General features: G+C 61.5%; 17 protein-coding genes. 12 read left to right on the top strand and 5 right to left on the bottom strand.

Annotated elements, in window-relative coordinates; genetic code table 11:
• Positions 1–8 precede the first annotated feature (8 nt).
• On the top strand, positions 9–1,439 hold the full coding sequence (gene dhaM / locus HWW83_RS10260; RefSeq protein WP_069100209.1) for a dihydroxyacetone kinase phosphoryl donor subunit DhaM: 1,431 nt from the start codon (positions 9–11) through the stop codon (positions 1,437–1,439).
• Here dhaM and dhaR read toward each other — a convergent pair.
• A complete protein-coding gene (gene dhaR / locus HWW83_RS10265) occupies positions 1,436–3,385 on the bottom strand; it encodes a dihydroxyacetone kinase operon transcriptional regulator DhaR (RefSeq protein WP_164119643.1) in 1,950 nt (649 codons plus the stop codon). The genes dhaM and dhaR overlap by 4 nt on opposite strands.
• 150 nt (positions 3,386–3,535) lie before the next feature.
• Positions 3,536–5,053 (bottom strand): multidrug efflux transporter outer membrane subunit HasF, encoded by a 1,518-nt coding sequence (gene hasF, locus HWW83_RS10270; protein WP_033644608.1) that lies wholly within the window; start codon positions 5,051–5,053, stop codon positions 3,536–3,538.
• Positions 5,054–5,400: 347 nt separating this feature from the next.
• Between hasF and nudF the strand changes: the two genes are divergently transcribed.
• From nudF to HWW83_RS10300, 6 genes are all read left to right on the top strand, one after another.
• Positions 5,401–6,033 (top strand): ADP-ribose diphosphatase, encoded by a 633-nt coding sequence (gene nudF / locus HWW83_RS10275; protein WP_004937242.1) that lies wholly within the window; start codon positions 5,401–5,403, stop codon positions 6,031–6,033.
• A complete protein-coding gene (locus tag HWW83_RS10280; protein WP_033651295.1) occupies positions 6,033–6,458 on the top strand; it encodes a DUF1249 family protein in 426 nt (141 codons plus the stop codon). Before nudF ends, HWW83_RS10280 begins: the two co-directional genes overlap by 1 nt.
• 27 nt (positions 6,459–6,485) lie before the next feature.
• Positions 6,486–7,313, top strand: a complete 828-nt coding sequence (gene cpdA, locus HWW83_RS10285; RefSeq protein ID WP_142076077.1) for a 3',5'-cyclic-AMP phosphodiesterase — start codon at positions 6,486–6,488, stop codon at positions 7,311–7,313.
• Positions 7,313–7,897, top strand: coding sequence for an esterase YqiA (gene yqiA / locus HWW83_RS10290; protein WP_004937252.1), 585 nt, complete (start codon positions 7,313–7,315; stop codon positions 7,895–7,897). The genes cpdA and yqiA overlap by 1 nt, the downstream gene beginning before the upstream one ends.
• Positions 7,898–7,943: 46 nt before the next feature.
• Positions 7,944–9,839: a DNA topoisomerase IV subunit B gene (parE, locus tag HWW83_RS10295; RefSeq protein WP_025304305.1), complete on the top strand. Its 1,896-nt coding sequence runs from the start codon at positions 7,944–7,946 to the stop codon at positions 9,837–9,839.
• A gap of 82 nt (positions 9,840–9,921) precedes the next feature.
• Positions 9,922–10,818 carry a LysR substrate-binding domain-containing protein gene (locus HWW83_RS10300; protein ID WP_046687822.1) on the top strand — a complete coding sequence of 299 codons (897 nt, stop codon included), beginning with the start codon at positions 9,922–9,924 and terminating at the stop codon, positions 10,816–10,818.
• Between the two features lie 8 nt (positions 10,819–10,826).
• On the opposite strand, the gene HWW83_RS10305 is transcribed toward HWW83_RS10300, so the two are convergent.
• Together HWW83_RS10305 and HWW83_RS10310 are read right to left on the bottom strand one after the other, a co-directional pair.
• Positions 10,827–11,135, bottom strand: a complete 309-nt coding sequence (locus HWW83_RS10305) for a putative quinol monooxygenase (protein ID WP_033644613.1) — start codon at positions 11,133–11,135, stop codon at positions 10,827–10,829.
• 33 nt (positions 11,136–11,168) lie between these two features.
• Entirely contained in the window at positions 11,169–11,750 is a 582-nt protein-coding gene (locus tag HWW83_RS10310) for an NAD(P)H-dependent oxidoreductase (RefSeq protein ID WP_042785391.1), read from the bottom strand.
• Between the two features lie 325 nt (positions 11,751–12,075).
• On the opposite strand from HWW83_RS10310, the gene parC reads away from it, so the two are divergent.
• The 3 genes from parC to ftsP all read left to right on the top strand — a co-directional run bounded on the left by parC (position 12,076) and on the right by ftsP (position 16,878).
• A complete protein-coding gene (parC, locus tag HWW83_RS10315; protein WP_004937261.1) occupies positions 12,076–14,349 on the top strand; it encodes a DNA topoisomerase IV subunit A in 2,274 nt (757 codons plus the stop codon).
• Positions 14,350–14,595: 246 nt separating this feature from the next.
• Positions 14,596–15,330, top strand: coding sequence for a 1-acylglycerol-3-phosphate O-acyltransferase (locus HWW83_RS10320; protein ID WP_004937266.1), 735 nt, complete (start codon positions 14,596–14,598; stop codon positions 15,328–15,330).
• A gap of 132 nt (positions 15,331–15,462) precedes the next feature.
• Positions 15,463–16,878, top strand: coding sequence for a cell division protein FtsP (gene ftsP, locus HWW83_RS10325; RefSeq protein WP_033644615.1), 1,416 nt, complete (start codon positions 15,463–15,465; stop codon positions 16,876–16,878).
• Positions 16,879–16,895: 17 nt separating this feature from the next.
• On the opposite strand, the gene HWW83_RS10330 is transcribed toward ftsP, so the two are convergent.
• Positions 16,896–17,807, bottom strand: a complete 912-nt coding sequence (locus HWW83_RS10330; RefSeq protein WP_122016829.1) for a LysR family transcriptional regulator — start codon at positions 17,805–17,807, stop codon at positions 16,896–16,898.
• A 136-nt stretch (positions 17,808–17,943) separates the two neighbouring features.
• Here HWW83_RS10330 and xapA point away from each other — a divergent pair, with 136 nt between their 5' ends.
• Both xapA and HWW83_RS10340 read left to right on the top strand, forming a co-directional pair.
• On the top strand, positions 17,944–18,765 hold the full coding sequence (gene xapA, locus HWW83_RS10335) for a xanthosine phosphorylase (protein ID WP_042785389.1): 822 nt from the start codon (positions 17,944–17,946) through the stop codon (positions 18,763–18,765).
• Between the two features lie 81 nt (positions 18,766–18,846).
• Complete coding sequence (locus HWW83_RS10340) at positions 18,847–20,097, top strand: nucleoside permease (protein WP_089192639.1); 1,251 nt, start codon at positions 18,847–18,849, stop codon at positions 20,095–20,097.
• Positions 20,098–20,112: the final 15 nt, after the last annotated feature.

The raw sequence follows: 20,112 nt of genomic DNA on the forward strand, positions 1-20,112 counted from the left end.
GAGGCGAGATGATTAATATCGTGGTGGTGTCGCACAGCGCGTTGCTGGCGCGCGGCGTTGAGCAACTGGCGCGGCAGATGATGCGCGGCGACGGCTGCAAGTTGGCGCTGGCGGCGGGCGTGGATGACGAGGAGCACCCGATCGGTACCGACGCGGTCAACGTCATGGAGGCGATCGAAGCGGTCGCCGACTGCGATGGCATTCTGGTGCTGATGGATCTGGGCAGCGCGCTGCTCAGTGCCGAAACCGCGCTCGATCTGCTGGATCCGGAGTTGGCCGCCAAGGTGCGGCTGTGCGCCGCGCCGCTGATCGAAGGCACGCTGGCGGCGGTGGTGGCCGCCAACTCCGGCGCTTCGCTGGAGCAGGTGGTGGCGGAGGCGCAGGGGGCGCTGCAGGCCAAGCAGGCGCAGCTGAGCGAGGCTTCACCTACGGCGAAGCGCGCGGCCTTGCCGCTGGCGCAGGGCAAAAGCGCAACCTGGACGGTGCAGAACCCGCACGGACTGCACGCGCGCCCGGCGGCGCGGCTGGTCGAAGCGCTGGCGCCGTTCAAGGCCGAGCTGGTGCTGGAAAAACAGGGGCAGTGCGTCGATCCGCGCAGCCTCAATCAGCTGGCGCTGCTGCAGGTGCGCCACGGCGACACCATCCGTTTGATCGCCGACGGCGCGCAGGCGGACGAGGCGCTGGCGGCGTTCAAAACGCTGGCGGAGCAGCATTTTGGCGAGACGGTCTCCGAGCGGCAGCAGCCCTCGCTGCACGGCATTCCGGTGGCGGAAAGCGTCACCAGCGGGCCGGTGTTCCAGGCCCGCAGTGTCTGGCCGTCAGCCGCCGAGCGCCGGATCGGCGCGGACGAGGTGTTGGGCGAACAGCAACGCCTGCGGGAGGCGCTGCAGCACACGTTGAGCGATCTCAACCGGCTGGCGGAGCGCACCGGCACGCTGATCGGCAAGCCGCAGGCGGCTATCTTCGGCGCCCACAGCATGCTGCTGGACGATCCGGATCTGCAGCAGGCGGCTTACACCCGCATTGCGCAGCAGTTGTGCAGCGCCGAGCAGGCCTGGCGGCAGGTGCTGGAGGCGATCGCCGAAGAGTACCGCGAGTTGGATGACGACTACATGCGGGCGCGCGAACTGGACGTGCGCGACATGCTGCGCCGCACGCTGTGCCACCTGCAGGGGCAGCCGCTGCCGACCATTGCGCTCGCAGAGCCGTCAATACTGGTGATGGATGAGCTGATGCCCTCAGAGGTAGTGATGCTGGATCGCCGACTGGTGCTCGGCATCTGCCTGAGCGGCGGCAATGCCCTCTCGCACAGCGCCATTCTGGCGAAGGCGATGGGCATTCCGATGGTGGTCGGCATGCAGGATTGCCTGAGCAAAACCCGCAGCGGCCAGAAGGCGATGCTGGACGCCGCGCGTGGGGTGTTGCAGCTCAGCCACTAGGCGCGCAGCTTGAACTGGCGGATGTCGATCCCGTGTTGTTTGATCTTCCGCCACAGCGTGGTGCGGCCGATGCCCAGCAACTGCGCCATTTCCGTCAGTTGGCCGCGGCTGACGGTCGCCGCCCGCAGGATCGCCTGGCGCTCCATGTCCGTCAGCGTCAACAGCGGCGCGCCGGGCTGCGGATCGCTTTCCAGCAGCGACGGTTGGCCGAGCAGGTGCGCCGGCAGGTCCGCCAGCTGGATGTGGTGGCCGTGGCAAATCATTGCCGCGCGCTCCACCACCCCTTTCAGTTCCAAATCGTTGCCCGGCCACAGATAGAGCGCCAGCTGAGCCATCACCTCGTCATCCACCCGGAAGCGACACTGAAAATGTTGCTCCAGCGTGCGCAGATGGTGTTTGACCAGCAGCGGAATATCGCTCAGCCGCTGACGCAGCGGCGGGATTTGGATCTCGAACGCCTGCAGGCTGTAAAACAGCTGGCGGCGGAAGCGGTTTTGCTGCACCAGCAGCGGCAGGTCGGCGGCGCTGCTGGCGATCACCCGCACATCGACCGGGATCACCCGGCTGGAATTGAGGCGGATCACCACGCCGGTTTTCAGCACCTGCAGCAGCGCCGACTGCATCTCCGCCGGCAGGTATTCGATCTGTTCCAGGTACAGCGTGCCGCCGTTAGCCAATTCGAATTTACTGAGCTGGCCCGCCTCTTCTTCGCTGGCGTCGCTGCCCAGCAGCTCACGCAGCCCCTGCGCCTGCGGCAGCAGTTGGCAGTTGAGGGCGATATACGGCCCGGCGGCGCGTTCGCCGGCGTTGTGGATAGCCTGGCTGAGCAGCTCTTTGCCGACGCCTTCTTCCCCACGCAACAGGATCGGATGCTGGCCTTTGGCCGCCTGCTGCCCGTAACGGATCAATCGCCGCATTTCCAGCGAGGCGGAAGGCATCTGTTCGAAGCTGTGGCTGACGCGCCCCAGCTGGCTGCTGACATATTGGCGCAGCCGTTCGAGCGGGTGCAGCAGGGCGATGAAACTGCAGCGATCGCCGTCGAAAATCGGCTTGAGCGTCAGCAAGGCGGCGATAAACTGCCGCTGGCTTTCGAAGGTGACTTCGACGTGTTGCAGCGGTTGGCGATCGGCGATGGCGCGCTTGAGCAGCGCGGGCAGCGTCAACAGCTGCGCCAACGGCTTGCCCTGGCTCTGCTGTTCGTCCAGCTTCAACAGGCCGGCGGCGCGCTGGTTGATGTATTGCAGGTAGCCGCGGTGATCCCAGGCCATGACGCCGTCGTCCACGCCGTCCAGCAGGCCGTAAAGCTGATTCAGATGGCGGTTGGATTCCGCCAGCAGGCCGTCGGCGTTCAGCGAGTTGCCGATTTCGCGGGCGATGGCCAGCGTCAGCGACAGATCGCCGGCGGCGCAGTCGGCCAGCAGACAGCCCAGCGCGATCGAGCCGCGCTGGCGGCCGCTGTTGTCGTAGACCGGCGTGGCGCAGAACGACCAGCCGTGCAGCGCTCGGCGCACGTGTTCTTCACCGCTCACCCGCACCGGGTGGCCTTCCGCCGCCGCCAGCGCCGGGGCATTGGTGCCTATCAACCCTTCGGCCCAGTAAGCGCCGGGGGCGAACCCCAGTTGCTGCAGATGTTCCCAGGTTTGGGCGTCGCCGCAGCGCCACAGCATGCAGCCGCTCTCGTCGAGGATCATCAGCAGGCAACGCCGCGGCTCCATGTATTCACAGGCGTCTTCCAGCGCCGCCTGGCCGAGCGTCAGCAGATCGTTCTTGCGGCGGCAAATCGATTCGAAGGTGGCGCCCTGCGCACGGTGCGGCGCTTGCCAGACATCGGGCTGCATCAGGCTGCGGCAACGCAGCCAGGAGGCGTACACCGCCGGCGTCGGGCGCAGCGGCGGCGGCAGTTCGCCGTCGTTAATCAGTTGCTGCCAACGTGAATCGTTGTCCATCGAACCTCATCCAACTGCGAAAACGAGAGTGACGATGATATCACCTGGCGCAGCGGCGGCTGTGAGGCGGCGGGCAGAAGCGGGGAAAATCGGGACAAAAAAAACGGGGCGCGGCGCAGGCCGGACCCCGTGTTTGTCAGCGTGCGGACATCAGTTGCGGAATGGGTTGCCGCTGTGGCGAGCCGGTTGGCTGGTGGTAACGGCCGGCGCGGATGCGCGAGTGGCCGCCGGTGCCGGCGCCGCAGTCTGTTGCATCGGCGCATTGTCCTGATAACCGTCCGCATAGGCGTCCTGCGCGCGGTTTTGCGGTGCGACGGCGTCAGGCGCGGTCGATACCGGCTTGCCCAACGCGCCGTTCAGCAGCAGCAGATCGTTCTGGTTCAGCGTGCCGAGCGCCGACTTGATGTTCAGCTGGTTGATCAAATAGGTATAACGCGCGTCGGACAGCTGACGTTTGGCGTTATACAGCGTGGTGGTGGCGTCCAGCACATCGACGATGGTGCGGGTACCGACCTGATAACCGGCTTCCATCGCGTCCAGGGAGCTCTGTGCGGAGATCACCGCCTGTTTGTAGGCGTTGATGCTGCTGATCGAAGCGTTAACGTTGTTGAACGATGAACGCACGGTCTGCACCACGCTGCGGTGAGCGCTTTCCAGCTGCTCGCTGGCGCCGACGAAGCCGTACTGCGCTTGTTTAACCTGCGAGTTGGTCGCGCCGCCGCTGTACAGCGGCAGGTTGAAGCTGATGCCCACTTTATTTTGGCCCGCATCGGAGTCGCTGTAGCGTGCGGCATTCGCGCCGCCGGTGTTTGAGCCGTTATATTTGGTATTGCTGATGCCGGTTGACGCGCTGACGTCAATCGTCGGCATATAGCCGGTTTGGGCTGCGCGGATCTGTTCGCGCGCCAGATCCTGGCTCAGGCGGGCGGACAGCAGGCTCAGGTTGCGCGCTTCAGCTTCTTTCAGCAGGTTGTTCACCGCTTCCGGGCGCTGGGTGCTGAAGCGATCGGTATTCAGCGAGGCCAGCTCAGGGTAGAAGCTGCCGGTGACCTGACGCAGCGTTTCCAGCGCGTTGTCCAGATCGTTGCGGGCGGAGACTTCCGCCGCCAGCACGGTGTCATAGTTCGAGCGGGCGTTCTGCACGTCGGTGATCGCCACCAGGCCCACGTTGAAGCGCTGAGTGGTTTGATCCAGCGTGCGGTACACCGCGTCTTTCTGCGCCTGGGTGTACGACAGCGTGTCGATCGCCTTCAGCACGTTAAAGTAGGCGGTGGCGGTGTTGAGAATCAGCGACTGCTCTGCGGTCTGGAAGGTGACGTCGGAGATGCCGGCGCTCTTTTCCTGCAGCGTCAGCTGGCGCCATTTCGACATGTCGAAGAGGGTCTGCGTCAACGCCAGCGAACCGCTGGTGACGTTGCTGTTAACGCCATTGCTGTCACGATAACCGTTGGTGTAATCGTAACCTGCGGTTAAACCGAGCTGCGGCAGCAGCGGGCTGCGCGCTTCATTGATCTTTTCGAATGCGGCGTCGCGGTCAGCAGCACTTTTGCGCAGATCCGGGTTACTTTCCCTGGCCTGTTTGTAGACCTGCAGCAGGTTCTCTGCCTGGCTCATTGCACTGAAGCCGCCCAGGCTCAGTCCGATAAGAAGGGGGAGCAGTTTCTTCATTTGCATTCCTTGTTGTGCAGCAATATTGCTATGTTAGCGCTGACGATAGACGAAATAGTTGCCGATTCTAGCAGAGTCTGCGGTACGCATCAGGTGGCTGAATGTGCCATCTCACGTAACTTTTACCTTTCAGACCGCCCATTTACCTTGGCGTACTGCCCGGGCCGACTGCAGCTGATATTATGGCTGACAATCAGGATTGTTTCCCGCTATTACCCGCGAGCGCACAAACGCGCCGCGTCCGGCGGCGAAAAACAGCCTAACATAAAGCGGCGGCGGTGAGACCCGCTGTTTCTGTCATCAAAACCGTTTATTTTATCGGCATACTCACGCAGGAGAATTCGCGCATGAACCGTTCGCAGCCGTCACCCGTCACCTTCGATAAAAAAGATGTAGAAATTATTGCACGCGAGACGCTGTACCGTGGTTTTTTTTCACTCAATTTATACCGGTTTCGCCATCGCTTGTTCAATGGCGAAATGAGTCCTGAAATCACGCGTGAAATTTTCGAGCGCGGCCATGCGGCGGTGCTGCTGCCCTACGACCCGGTGCGCGATGAAGTGGTGCTGATTGAACAACTGCGCATCGCCGCGGTCGATACCAGTAATTCGCCCTGGCTGCTGGAAATGGTGGCGGGTATGATCGAAACCGGCGAAAGCGTCGAAGACGTGTGCCGCCGCGAAGCGCAGGAAGAAGCCGGCGTGGTGGTCGGGCGCTGCAAGCCGGTGCTGAGCTATCTGGCCAGCCCCGGCGGCACCAGCGAACGCTTGTCGATCATGGTCGGCGAGGTGGATGCCGGCACCGCCGAAGGCATCCACGGCCTGGCGGAAGAGCATGAAGATATTCGCGTCCATGTGGTCAGCCGTGAGCAGGCTTACCGCTGGGTGGAAGAAGGCGCGATCGATAACGCCGCATCAGTGATTGCATTGCAATGGCTGGCGTTGCACCATGAATCGTTGAGAAAAGAGTGGGCCAACTAATGAAACAGCGCTATACCCCTGATTTCCCCGAAATGATGAGATTGTGCGAAACCAACTTCGCGCAATTGCGCCGCTTGCTGCCGCGCAACGACGAAGCGGGCGAAACGGTGACTTATCAGGTGAACGGCGCTAGCTATCGTTTGACCATTGTTGAGTCCACGCGTTACACGTCGCTGGTGGAGATCGAGCAGATCTTTCCGGCGGTCAGCTACTGGAGCCTGCCCGCGATGACGGTGCGGTTATACCATGACGCCATGGTTGCGGAAGTGTGTTCCAGTCAGCAGATCTACCGCTTTAAAGCGCGTTATGATTATCCTAATAAAAAGTTGCATCAACGCGACGAAAAGCATCAAATTAACCAGTTTCTTGCTGATTGGCTGCGCTACTGTTTGGCGCATGGAGCGATGGCGGTTCCGGTTTGTTAGACAGACTGAAATAACAAAGGACACCATTTGGAAAGCCTGTTTAAACTGCCCGTGGCGAGTGGGGCCGCGGTCAGGATTCTACAAATAACAGATACCCACCTTTTTGCCGGCGAACACGAGACGTTGCTCGGCATCAATACCTATCGCAGCTATCACGCGGTGCTGAACGCCATTCAGGCGCAGCGCCGCGATGTCGATTTGATCGTCGCCACGGGAGATTTGGCGCAGGATCATTCGCAGGAGGCGTACCGCCACTTCGCCGCCGGAATCGCGCAACTGCCGGCCCCGTGCGTGTGGCTGCCGGGCAACCACGATTTCCAACCGGCGATGGTCGACGCGTTGGCCGCCGCCGGCATCGCCCCTTCCAAGCAGGTGCTGCTGGGCGATAACTGGCAGGTGCTGATGTTGGACAGTCAGGTGTTCGGCGTACCGCACGGCGAGCTGAGCGAATACCAGCTCGAGTGGATGGAGCGCTGCCTGCAGGCGCACCCCGAGCGTTACACGCTGTTGCTGCTGCACCACCATCCGCTGCCTTCCGGCTGCACCTGGCTCGATCAGCACAGCCTGCGCAACCCGCATATGCTAGGCGCGATTCTGTTGCGCTACCCGAAGGTGAATACCGTGGTGTGCGGTCATATTCACCAGGATCTGGATCTGGAATGGCAGGGCCGGCGTCTGTTGGCGACGCCGTCCACCTGCGTGCAATTCAAGCCGCACTGCACTAACTTTACCATCGACGACGTCTCCCCCGGCTGGCGTTACCTCGATCTGCTGCCGGACGGCCGCGTCGAGACGCAGGTGTTCCGCCTGGAAAACGACGATTTCCGCCCCGATATGGACTCGGATGGATACTGATGCCTTCGACACTGCTCTACCTGCACGGTTTCAACAGCTCGCCGCAGTCGGCCAAGGCGGTGGCCTTCAAGGCCTGGCTGGCCGAACACCATCCCGCTATCGAGATGCTGGTGCCGCAGTTGCCGGCCTTTCCGGCGGAGGCCGCCGAGATGCTGGAAAATCTGGTGCTGGAACGCGCCGGACAAACGCTCGGATTGGTGGGGTCCTCGCTGGGCGGCTATTACGCCACCTGGCTGTCGCAGTGTTTTTCGCTGCCGGCGGTGGTGGTCAACCCGGCGGTCAAGCCGTTTGAGCTGCTGGTCGACTATCTCGGCGCCAACGAGAACCCCTACACCGGCCAGCAATATGTGTTAGAGTCTCGTCACGTTTACGATCTGAAAGTGATGCAGATCGATCCTTTGGAGTCGCCGGATTTAATCTGGCTGCTGCAGCAAACGGGCGATGAAATTCTCGATTACGGCCAGGCAGTGGCGTATTACACCGCGTGTCGGCAAACGGTGGAGTCGGGTGGAAACCACGCCTTCGTCGGTTTCGAGCACTACTTCCCCCAGATTGTGGATTTTTTAGGGCTAAACGCGGTCTGACGGACCGTTCCGGCACCTCCCTTTAACCACGAAAAAATAATCAACGATGACTCAATCCAGCTATAACGCTGATGCCATTGAAGTACTCAGCGGTCTAGAACCAGTGCGCCGTCGTCCCGGCATGTATACCGACACGACGCGCCCAAACCACCTCGGCCAAGAGGTGATCGATAACAGCGTCGACGAAGCGTTGGCCGGACACGCCAAGCGTATCGACGTGATCCTGCACGCCGATCAGTCGCTGGAAGTGATCGACGACGGCCGCGGCATGCCGGTGGACATCCACCCGGAAGAGGGCGTGCCGGCGGTTGAGTTGATCCTGTGCCGACTGCACGCCGGCGGTAAATTCTCGAATAAAAACTACCAGTTCTCCGGCGGCCTGCACGGCGTTGGGATCTCGGTGGTCAACGCCCTGTCGAAGCGGGTGGAAGTCAACGTGCGCCGCGACGGCAACGTCTACGGCATCGCCTTCGAAAACGGCGACAAAGTGCAAGATCTGACGGTGACCGGCACCTGCGGCAAACGCAACACCGGCACCAGCGTGCACTTCTGGCCGGACGAACAGTTCTTCGACAGCCCGCGTTTCTCGGTATCGCGCCTCACTCACCTGCTGAAAGCCAAAGCGGTGCTGTGCCCCGGCGTTGAGATCTATTTCATCGACAAGGTGAACAACACCGAGCAGCGCTGGTGCTACCAGGACGGCCTGACCGACTACCTGATGGAAGCGGTTAACGGCCTGATCACCCTGCCGGAAGCGCCGTTCGTCGGCAATTTCGCCGGTGATACCGAAGCGGTGGACTGGGCGCTGCTGTGGCTGCCGGAAGGCGGCGAGCTGCTGACCGAAAGCTACGTCAACCTGATCCCGACCATGCAGGGCGGCACCCACGTCAACGGTCTGCGTCAGGGGCTGCTGGACGCGATGCGCGAGTTTTGCGAATTCCGCAACATCCTGCCGCGCGGGGTGAAACTGTCGGCGGAGGATATCTGGGATCGCTGCGCTTACGTGCTGTCGGTGAAGATGCAGGATCCGCAGTTCGCCGGGCAGACCAAAGAGCGTCTCTCTTCGCGTCAGTGCGCGGCCTTCGTTTCCGGCGTGGTGAAAGATGCCTTCAGCCTGTGGCTGAACCAGAACGTTCAGGCGGCGGAACAGCTGGCCGAGCTGGCGATTTCCAGCGCCCAACGCCGTCTGCGCGCCGCCAAGAAAGTGGTGCGCAAGAAGCTGACCAGCGGGCCGGCGCTGCCGGGCAAGCTGGCGGACTGCACCTCGCAGGATCTGGCCATGACCGAACTGTTCCTGGTGGAAGGGGACTCCGCGGGCGGATCGGCCAAGCAGGCGCGCGATCGCGAATATCAGGCGATCATGCCGCTGAAGGGCAAGATCCTGAATACCTGGGAAGTCTCCTCGGACGAAGTGCTGGCCTCGCAGGAAGTGCATGACATTTCCGTGGCGATCGGCATCGATCCGGACAGCGAAGATCTCAGCCAGTTGCGCTACGGCAAAATCTGCATCCTGGCGGATGCGGACTCCGACGGCCTGCACATCGCTACGCTGCTGTGCGCGCTGTTCGTGCGCCACTTCCGTTCGCTGGTGAAAGGCGGGCACGTTTATGTGGCCATGCCGCCGCTGTACCGCATCGATCTCGGTAAAGAGGTGTTCTACGCGCTGGATGAAGAAGAGAAAGCCGGCGTGCTGGAACAGCTGAAGCGCAAGAAAGGCAAGCCGAACGTCCAGCGCTTTAAAGGGCTGGGCGAGATGAACCCGCTGCAGCTGCGCGAAACCACCCTCGATCCGAACACCCGCCGTCTGGTGCAATTGACGGTCGCGGAAGATGATGTCGATCAGACGCTGGCGGTGATGGACATGCTGTTGGCCAAGAAGCGTTCGGAAGATCGCCGCAACTGGCTGCAAGACAAGGGCGACATGGCCGAATTGGCGGTCTGAGCCTGACCCTGGCCCGGTGAAACGCCGGGCCGGCTTTCCCGCAGGGCGTTCATGCGGCGCCCGATAACCTGGGCCGGAATGCATGAAGATCACGCTCGAAGAATTGCTGGCGTTCACTTCGGTGGTCGACAGCGGTTCCATCACCGCCGCCGCCGATCGGCTCGGCCAGACGACTTCCGGCATCAGCCGCGCGCTCAGCCGCCTGGAGAATAAGCTCGATACCACCCTGATGCGCCGCACTACGCGTCGCCTGGAGCTGACCGAAGAGGGGCAAAGCTTCCTGAGCCATGCGCGTACGATCATCAACTCGGTGGAAAATGCCGAAGAACAAATGGCGGTGCGCCGGCAGATGCCGGCCGGGCGACTGCGGATCAATGCGGCTGCGCCTTTTATGGAGCACGTCATCGTGCCGCTGGTGGCGGGGTTCAGGGAACGTTATCCGCAAATTTCGCTCGAGCTGAACACCGACAATCTGATCATCGATCTGCTGGAAAAACGCACGGATATCGCCATTCGCATCGGCGCGTTGCGCGATTCGACCATTCATGCGCGCGCGCTGGGCGCCAGCCGGTTGCGCATCCTCGCCAGCCCGGCTTATCTGCAGCAGCACGGCACGCCGCAGAGCGTGGAGGCGTTGCACCGGCATTGTCTGCTCGGTTTTACCCAGCCAGAATCGCTGAACCAGTGGCCGTTGCGCTATCGCCAGGCGCCGCATTTCGCCATCACGCCGACGATCTCGGCGTCCAGCGGTGAAACGCTGCGGCAATTGGCGCTGCGGGGCGAGGGGATCGTACAGCTGGCAGACTTTATGACCCGACGCGATCGGGAAGCGGGCAAGTTGGTGACGTTGCTGGAGCAGGAGACGCTGGACGTGCGCCAGCCGATTAATGCGGTGTATTACCGCAATACGCAATTGGCGGCGCGCATCACCTGTTTTCTTGACTACGTCAGCGCACACATCGACGCGCAAACGTTATAAGGCAGAGCTTACAGGGCGTTTTCCAGAATGTAGATCTCGGTGTCCAGCACGCTGTCTTTGAGGGTGTCGCGGTGTTTGAGCATGTGCTCAATGGCCAGATGTTTTTCCAGATGCGCCATGCTTTCCCATTTCTCCAGCATGAACACCGAATCCGGCGACCGCTTCTGCCACGGCGCCTGGGTATTGCTGTCGACCATCGGCGTGTATTCGCCGCAACCCTCTTCCGCCAGCACCAGCGGCACCAGCTTTTCAATGGCTTGCAGTACGGTGGCGCGGTGGCCGGGTTTCACTTTGATTTCTGCGATTACGGTGATCATGCTTACCTCGTTGATGAGTATGTTCTGCGTCAGTTAAGCAAAAATTTTCGCCAGATGCTCGCGATAACGTGCGATGTCCGCTTCGATATCCGGTTGTTTTATCACGTCATTGCAGATAAAGGTCGGCAGCGCTTCCATTCCCAGGAACTGGTTGGCCTTGTGGAAGTGCAGGTAAACGCCGTCGACGCCGACGCCGTGGAAGAACTGATCGGGATCGGTGAAGGCCTCCAGCGGGGCGTTCCAGGTCAGGCTCAGCAGGTATTTTTTGCCCTGGATCAGGCCGCCTGAGCCATATTTTTTGCTTTCGTCAGAACGAGAGCGGCCGTCGCTGGCATACAGGCTGCCGTGACCGGCGGTGAACACTTCATCGATGTATTTTTTCAGGATCCAGGGTTCGCCCATCCACCAGCCCGGCATCTGGTAGATGACCGCGTCGGCCCACAGGTATTTCTTTACCTCGGCTTCGATGTCATAACCGTCGTCAACCACGGTGACCTGCACATCGTGCTGCAGATCGCGCAGGAAGCTTTCCGCCACGTCGCTCAGGGTTTGGTTGAGTTCGCCGTTGGAATGGCCGAATTGTTTTTTAGCGTTGATAATCAGGATATTGCTCATCTTTCGCGGCTCCCGTCAGAGTTAAGATATGGCATGCTTCCCGCCGAAAAGGCGGAAACCAGCTCGCTGGCGACGAGTGTAATCGTTAGGCAGGCAAGTAAAAATGCGATCCAGCGCACAACAGTGTTGACTGCCAGTCAATAAACGGGCCGCCAGACAGCGAAATTTTGCATAAACCGCAGCGCGCAACCGGCCGCCGCCGGCGATCCTTGCGCCAACTGTGACAGCCACCCTGCAGATGGGTTACTATCGTGGGCAGAATCGACAAGCGATGCCTTTTGTCGTCCAAGGGATTGCCAAGCCACGGTCTGAGGATAATTGAGTAATGAGTGATCTGACTCATGACGGTGTAGAGCGTTTACCGCTGCACACATTCACTGAAAACGCCTATCTGAACTATTCCATGTACGTCATCATGGATCGGGCGTTGCCGTACATTGGCGACGGTTTGAAGCCGGTACAACGCCGCATCATCTACGCCATGTCTGAACTGGGGCTGACCAACAGCGCCAAATTCAAGAAGTCCGCCCGCACCGTGGGCGACGTGCTGGGTAAATATCACCCGCACGGCGACAGCGCGTGTTATGAAGCCATGGTGCTGATGGCGCAGCCGTTCTCGTATCGCTATCCGCTGGTGGACGGCCAGGGGAACTGGGGTGCGCCGGACGATCCCAAGTCGTTCGCGGCGATGCGTTATACCGAATCGCGCCTGTCCAAATACGCCGAGGTCTTGCTGGCCGAGCTGGGCCAGGGCACGGTCGACTGGATCCCGAACTTTGACGGCACGCTGCAAGAGCCGAAGATGTTGCCGGCGCGCCTGCCGAACATCCTGCTGAACGGCACCACCGGCATCGCGGTCGGCATGGCGACCGACATTCCGCCGCACAACGTGCGCGAAGTCGCCGCCGCCGCGGTGGCGCTGCTCGACAAGCCGGGCGCTTCGCTCGATGACCTGCTCGAGTTCGTACAGGGGCCGGACTTCCCGACCGAAGCCGAGATCATCACCCCGCGCGATGAAATTCGCAAAATTTACCAGAGCGGCCGCGGCTCGGTGCGCATGCGCGCCGTGTGGAAGAAAGAGGATGGCAGCGCGGTGATCACCGCCTTGCCGCATCAGGTTTCCGGCGCCAAGGTGCTGGAGCAGATAGCCAGCCAGATGCGCGCCAAGAAGCTGCCGATGGTCGAAGACCTGCGCGACGAATCCGATCACGAGAACCCGACGCGTCTGGTGATCGTGCCACGTTCCAACCGCATCGATCTGGAGCAGGTGATGAATCACCTGTTCGCCACCACCGATCTGGAGCGCAGCTACCGCATCAACATGAACATGATCGGTCTGGACAACCGCCCGCAGGTGAAAGGGCTGGTGGAGATCCTCACCGAATGGCTGGCCTACCGTCGCGATACGGTGCGTCGCCGCCTGAACTACCGCCTCGAGAAGGTGCTCAAGCGCCTGCATATCCTCGAAGGTTTGCTGGTGGCGTTCCTCAACATCGACGAGGTGATCCACATTATCCGCAGCGAGGATGAGCCGAAGCCGGTGCTGATGCAGCGCTTCGGCATCTCCGATACCCAGGCGGAAGCGATCCTCGAGCTGAAACTGCGTCACCTGGCCAAGCTGGAAGAGGTCAAGATCCGCGGCGAGCAGGACGAACTGGCGAAAGAGCGCGATCAGCTGCAGGCGCTGCTGGCGTCCGAACGCAAGCTGAATACGCTGATTAAGAAAGAGATCCAGGCCGATGCGCAGACCTACGGCGACGATCGCCGTTCGCCGCTGACCGAGCGCGCGGAAGCCAAGGCGATGAGCGAGCACGACTTCGTGCCGTCCGAGCCGGTGACCATCGTGCTGTCGGAAATGGGCTGGGTGCGCAGCGCCAAGGGCCATGACATCGATCCGACCGGGTTGAGCTACAAGGCCGGCGACAGCTTCCGCGGCGCGGCGCGCGGCAAGAGCAATCAGCCGGTGGTGTTTATCGACTCTACCGGGCGCAGCTATGCGCTCGATCCGATGACGCTGCCTTCGGCGCGCGGGCAGGGCGAGCCGCTGACCGGCAAGCTGACGCCGCCGCCGGGCGCCACCATCGAGCAGGTGCTGATGGCGGCCGACGATCAGAAGCTGCTGATGGCGTCTGACGCCGGTTACGGTTTCGTCTGCACCTTTAACGATCTGGTGGCGCGCAACCGCGCCGGCAAGGTGATGATCACGCTGCCGGACAACGCCAGAGCGCTGCCGCCGATGGAGATCCACGGCGCAGACGATATGCTGCTGTCGATCACCGCCGCCGGGCGCATGCTGATGTTCCCGGTCGCCGATCTGCCGCAGCTGTCGAAGGGCAAGGGCAACAAGATCGTCTCCATTCCGGCGGCGCAGGCCGCCGCCGGTGAAGACAAGCTGGCCTGGCTGTTCGTGCTGCCGCCGCAGGCGTCCGTCACGCTGCACGTCGGCAAACGCAAGCTGACGCTGCGTCCGGAAGATCTGCAGAAGTTCCGTGCGGAACGCGGCCGCAAGGGCACCCAACTGCCGCGCGGCCTGCAGCGCATCGATCGCGTCGAAGTGGATGCGCCGGTGCGGGCGTCGGGTGGCGACAGCGAAGAGTAAGCGTTGGCACCAGCGTTAACGGGCGGTCGCAGCATGCTGTGGCCGCCTTATTTATTTTTGCTGGCGTTTATTTTCCAAATAGTTAACATTTCTGCGCATAAAATTATTGTGCGTACTGCCGCCTGGCGGGAAAATAGCGAGAAATGCAGGCGACATAGGCGTGCTTTCCGCCTGGTCGGCAAATAATGAGTAAAGGAATCTGCGCAGCGAAGTAAACTGCGTTGGCAGTGTGCTAATGAGGTTGTTATGTTATTGATTTTGCGTGCCGTTCTCGCCACTCTTTTCTGTATTCTGGTGTGTATTTTCGGTTCGGTTTATTGCTTGTTCAGTCCGCGTAATCCTCGCCATGTGGCGACCTTCGGCCATCTTTTCGGCCGTCTGTCGACGCTGTTCGGCATCAAGGTTGAAACCCGCGTGCCGGCCGATGCGGCCAACAACGGCAACTGCATCTATATCGCCAACCACCAAAATAACTACGACATGGTGACGGCCTCTAATATCGTGCAGCCGCGCACCGTGACGGTCGGTAAAAAAAGTCTGGTGTGGATCCCGTTTTTCGGCCCGCTGTATTGGCTGACCGGTAATCTGCTGATAGATCGTGATAATCGCGCCAAGGCGCACGGCACCATCGCCCAGGTGGCGGAGCAGTTCAAGAAGAAAGACATTTCGATCTGGATGTTCCCGGAAGGGACCCGCAGCCGCGGCCGTGGGCTGATGCCGTTTAAAACCGGCGCGTTCCACGCGGCCATCGCCGCCGGCGTGCCGATTGTGCCTATCTGTGTATCCACCACCAGCGGTAATATAAATCTTAATCGCTGGAATAACGGCCATGTGATCGTCGAGATGTTGGCGCCGGTGGATACCAGCAAATACGGCAAAGAAAACGTGCGCGAGCTGGCGGCCCATTGCCGCGAGCTGATGGAGGCGAAAATCGCCGAATTGGACGCCGAAGTCGCCCAGCGCAACGCCGCCAAAAAATAAGAGTCTACCGGCTTCAAAGAAGAGTTTTTTAATTGGCGTTCAGCGCCGTTAACGCCTGAGCGCCTGCTAATCTTGATTGGCGGGCGTTTGGGTTTTGCACACGGTTTAGTTATTGCTTTTCATGGAGAAAATATGTCACTCAGTCGACGTCAGTTTTTACAGGCATCGGGCCTGGCGCTGTGCGCGGGCGCCGTGCCGCTGAGGGCTGAGGCGAGCGGAACGCAGACCCCATTACCCATTCCCCCGCTGCTGGAGTCTCGCCGCGGTCAGCCGCTGTTCCTGACCTTGCAGCGCGCCCACTGGGCGTTTATGGATAACCGCAAAGCGGCGGTGTGGGGCATCAACGGCATGTACCTGGGGCCGACGGTGCGGGTTTACAGCGGCGACGACGTCAAACTGATCTACAGCAACCGCCTGCAGGAGCCGGTGGCGATGACCATCAGCGGTCTGCAGGTGCCGGGCACGCTGATGGGCGGCGCGCCGCGCATGATGTCGCCCAACGTCGACTGGTCGCCGGTGCTGCCCATTCGTCAGGCGGCGGCTACCTGCTGGTACCACGCCAATACGCCAAACCGCATGGCGCCGCATGTGTATAACGGGCTGGCCGGATTGTGGCTGGTGGAGGATGCCGTCAGCAAAGCGCTGCCGCTGCCCAACCACTACGGCGTCGACGATTTCCCGCTGATCATTCAGGACAAACGCTTCGATAACTTCGGCACGCCGCAATACGATGCGCCGTCGCAGGGCGGCTTCGTCGGCGATACGCTGTTGGTCAACGGCGTGCAAAACCCGTATGTCGACGTGTCGCGCGGCTGGGTGCGTTTGCGTTTGCTCAACGCCTCCAACGCGCGGCGTTATACCCTGCAGCTCAGCGACGGGCGGCCGTTCAACGTGATCGCCAGCGATCAGGGCTTCCTGCCTGCGCCGGTTGCGGTGCAGCAGCTGTCGTTGGCGCCGGGCGAGCGCCGGGAAGTGCTGATCGACATGTCGAAGGGCGACGAGGTGACCATCACCGCCGGTGAAGCGGCGGGCATCATGGATCGCCTGCGCGGCCTGTTCGAGCCGTCGAGCATTCTGGTGTCCACCCAGGTGCTGACGCTGCGCCCGACCGGCCTGCTGCCGCTGGTGACCGACAACCTGCCGATGCGCCTGCTGGCGGATCAGCTGTTGGACGGCAGCGCCAGCCGCACCCGCGATTTCCGTCTGGGCGACGGCGGCGTCGGCATCAACGGCGCAATTTGGGACATGAACCGCATCGACGTACAGGCGCAGCAAGGCACCTGGGAACGCTGGAACATTCATGCGGATACGCCGCAGTCGTTCCATATTCAGGGCGTGCAGTTCCTGATTAAACGCGTCAACGGCGCGCAGCCGATGGCGGAAGATCGCGGCTGGAAGGATACCGTCTGGGTCGATGGCGACGTCGAGCTGCTGGTGTATTTCAACCAATCCACCTCCGAACACTTCCCGTTCCTGTATTACAGCCAGACGCTGGAGATGGCCGATCGCGGCACCGCCGGCCAGCTGATGGTGCAGCCGACGATGTAACCCGCTCTGCGGGCCGCTTAGGGCGCCCGCAGCATCGCCAAAAAAGCCTGCACCACCGGCGTGACGCTGTCGGTACGGTATACCGCATACAGATCCGCCGGGGGCGCCTGCTGCAGCGAGCAAAACCGCACGCCGGGCCACGGGATGCGGCCGTAGCTGTCCGGCAGCAGCGTAATGCCGCAGCCTTCCGCCACCAGCGCCAGCAGGGTTTGCGGTTCATTGACCTGATAAGCGACGTCCGGCAAAAATCCCTGCTGCAGACACAGATTGTGCAGATACAGCCCCAGGCTGGCCTCATGCGGCGGCAGCACGATGAAGCTGTTGTTTTGCAGCGCCGCCAGCGGGATATTCTCCTGCTGCGCCAGCGGATGATCGAGCGGCAGCACCACGGCGATGCTTTCGCGCGCCAACCGTTGGCAGGTCAACCCCGGCAGCGTCTGTTGCTGCGCCTCTCGCCAGACCCCGATATCGATATGCCGCTTTTGCAGCGCGGTGATTTGCTGGCTGGGCGTCAGCTCATTCAACGACCAGGTAGCGCCGACGCTCTGCTCGCTGAATCGCCGCAGCGCCGCGATCAGCCCGCCCCAGGCCGAGGTGCCGACCATGCCGACCACCATGTGGCCGCCTTCGCCGCGCCCCATTTGTTGCACCTGATGCAGCGCGCTGTCGGCCTGATCCAGCAGCCGCTCGACGTTGCGCAGCAGCGTGCGGCCAGCCGGCGTCAGCGTCATGGAGCGGGTGGTGCGTTTGAACAGTACCACGCCGAGCTGGCTCTCCAGTTCCTTGATGTGCTTGCTGAGCGGCGGCTGTGACATATTCAACCGCCGCGCCGCCTGAGTGAAATTCATCTCTTCCGCCACCACGCGGAAATAGTGCAGTAGGCGGAAGTTAATCCGACCGGGATCGGGCAGGGCATGGGGCGGGTTCATCCGGGGTATCGCCTCCTGTGACGCAGCTCAACTTATAGATAAATGGAATAAATCGGCCGCCAAGAATGTATTGGTCTCGGCCGCGCCTCGCTCTCTACTATGGGGCTTATTGTCCCCCGCTTAAAGAGAGAATACGATGTTTAATCAAGAAGATGCTTTTATCTGCGCCGATGTTGTCCGCGCACGTCTGCCGGGTTTTCAGCCGAAAGCGGCCTTGATTCTCGGCTCTGGGCTCGGCGCTCTGGCGGAGGTGATGACTGAAACCGTCACCCTCGATTACGCGGCGCTGCCGGGCTTCCCGGTGAGCGGCGTCGCCGGCCACGCCGGGCAACTGGTCGCCGGCAAGCTGGAGGGCGTGCCGGTCGTGTGCATGAAAGGGCGCGGCCACTTCTATGAAGGGCGCGGCATGCAGGTGATGACCACCGCAGTGCGCACCTTCAAACTGCTGGGCTGCGAATTCCTGTTGGCGACCAACGCCGCCGGTTCGCTGCGCCGCTCGGTAGCGCCGGGCAGCCTGGTGGCCATTACCGATCATATCAATTTCATGCCGGAATCGCCGCTGGTCGGTGCCAACGACGAGCGCTTCGGGCCGCGCTTCTTCAGCCTGGCGAACGCCTACGATCGCGATCTGCGCGCCCAACTGGCGGCGGTGGCCGAAAGCGCGGGCATCCCGCTGGCGGAAGGGGTGTTCGCCGCTTACACCGGGCCGAACTTCGAAACGCCGGCGGAGATCCGCATGATGCAGACCCTTGGCTGCGACGTCGTGGGCATGTCGATCGTGCCGGAAGTCCTGACGGCGCGCCACTGCGGCCTCAAGGTGCTGGTGGTGTCCGCGATGACCAACTACGCCGAAGGGCTGTCGGATACGCCTCTTTCTCACGAACAAACGCTCAGCTGCGCGGCGCTGGCGGCGGACGATTTCATGCGTCTGATCCGCGAGCTGTTCAAAACGCTGTGACACCGTAAGCAAACCGGCGGCGGGCTGCTGGGGGCCCGCCGCACCAATCATCGTTGAAAGCATAATAACAAGGTGATGGCGATGGCGATAAAAACACGATTGAAGGTGATGATTTTCCTGCAGTTCTTTATCTGGGGTGCCTGGCTGGTGACGCTGGGCTCCTATATGATCAACACGCTGCATTTCAGCGGCATGCAGGTGGGAATGGTTTACAGCGCCAAGGGGATCGCGGCGCTGATCATGCCGGGCCTGGCGGGCATCATCGCCGACCGTTGGATGAGGGCCAACTACCTGTATGCGCTTTGCCACCTGCTCGGGGCGTTGGCGCTGTACTGTGCGGCGCAGGTTGAGCAACCGATGCTGATGTTCTGGGTGATGCTGTTCAACGCCATGGTCTATATGCCGACCATCGCGCTCTCCAACGCCATTTCCTATTTTTGCCTGGAGAAGCACGGCTTTGACACGGTAAAGGACTTTCCGCCGGTGCGGGTGTACGGCACCGTGGGATTCATTCTGGCAATGTGGCTGGTCGGTTTCAGCCAAATCGAGCTCAGTAATCTGCAGCTGTATCTGGCTTCTGCGGCGTCGCTGCTGCTGTCCGCCTATTCGCTGACGCTGCCGCGCTGCCCGACCAACCGCGCGGCCGAGTCGAAGCGCTGGGTGAGCGTGCTGGGGCTGGATGCGCTGGTGCTGTTTCGCCAGCGGCGCATGGCGCTGTTTTTCCTGTTCGCCATGTTGCTCGGCGCGGCGCTGCAGATAACCAACACATTCGGCAACCCGTTCCTGCACGATCTGTCGCTCAATCCGCTATATCAGGACAGCCTCAGCGTCCGGTATCCGGCGGTGCTGCTGTCGCTTTCGCAGATCTCTGAAGTGTTCTTTATCCTCACCATTCCCTTTTTCCTGCGCCGTTACGGCATCAAGCAGGTGATGCTGATCAGCATGGCGGCCTGGACGCTGCGTTTTCTGTTCCTGGCCTACGGCACGCCGGTCGGTTTTGGTTTCGTGCTGCTGCTGTTGTCGATGATCGTTTACGGTTGCGCGTTCGACTTCTTTAATATTTCCGGCGCCATTTTCGTCGAGAAGGAGGCCGATCACCGCATCCGCGCCAGCGCGCAGGGGCTGTTCATGACCATGGTCAACGGTCTGGGCGCCTATGTGGGGGCACTCGCCAGCGGCGAAGTGGTGGATTTCTTCAGCCGTGACGGCGTGAAAGACTGGCAGAGCATCTGGCTGGTGTTTGCGCTGTATACGCTGGTGCTGGGGATTGTGTTCGCGTTGAGCTTCAACTATCGCCACTCGCCGCAGGAGAGTGCGGCGGCGGCGCAGTAAGGCTGAGGGCGCTGG

The sequence above is a fragment of the Serratia ureilytica genome (assembly GCF_013375155.1).
In the GTDB taxonomy this organism is placed as follows: Bacteria; Pseudomonadota; Gammaproteobacteria; order Enterobacterales; family Enterobacteriaceae; genus Serratia; species Serratia ureilytica.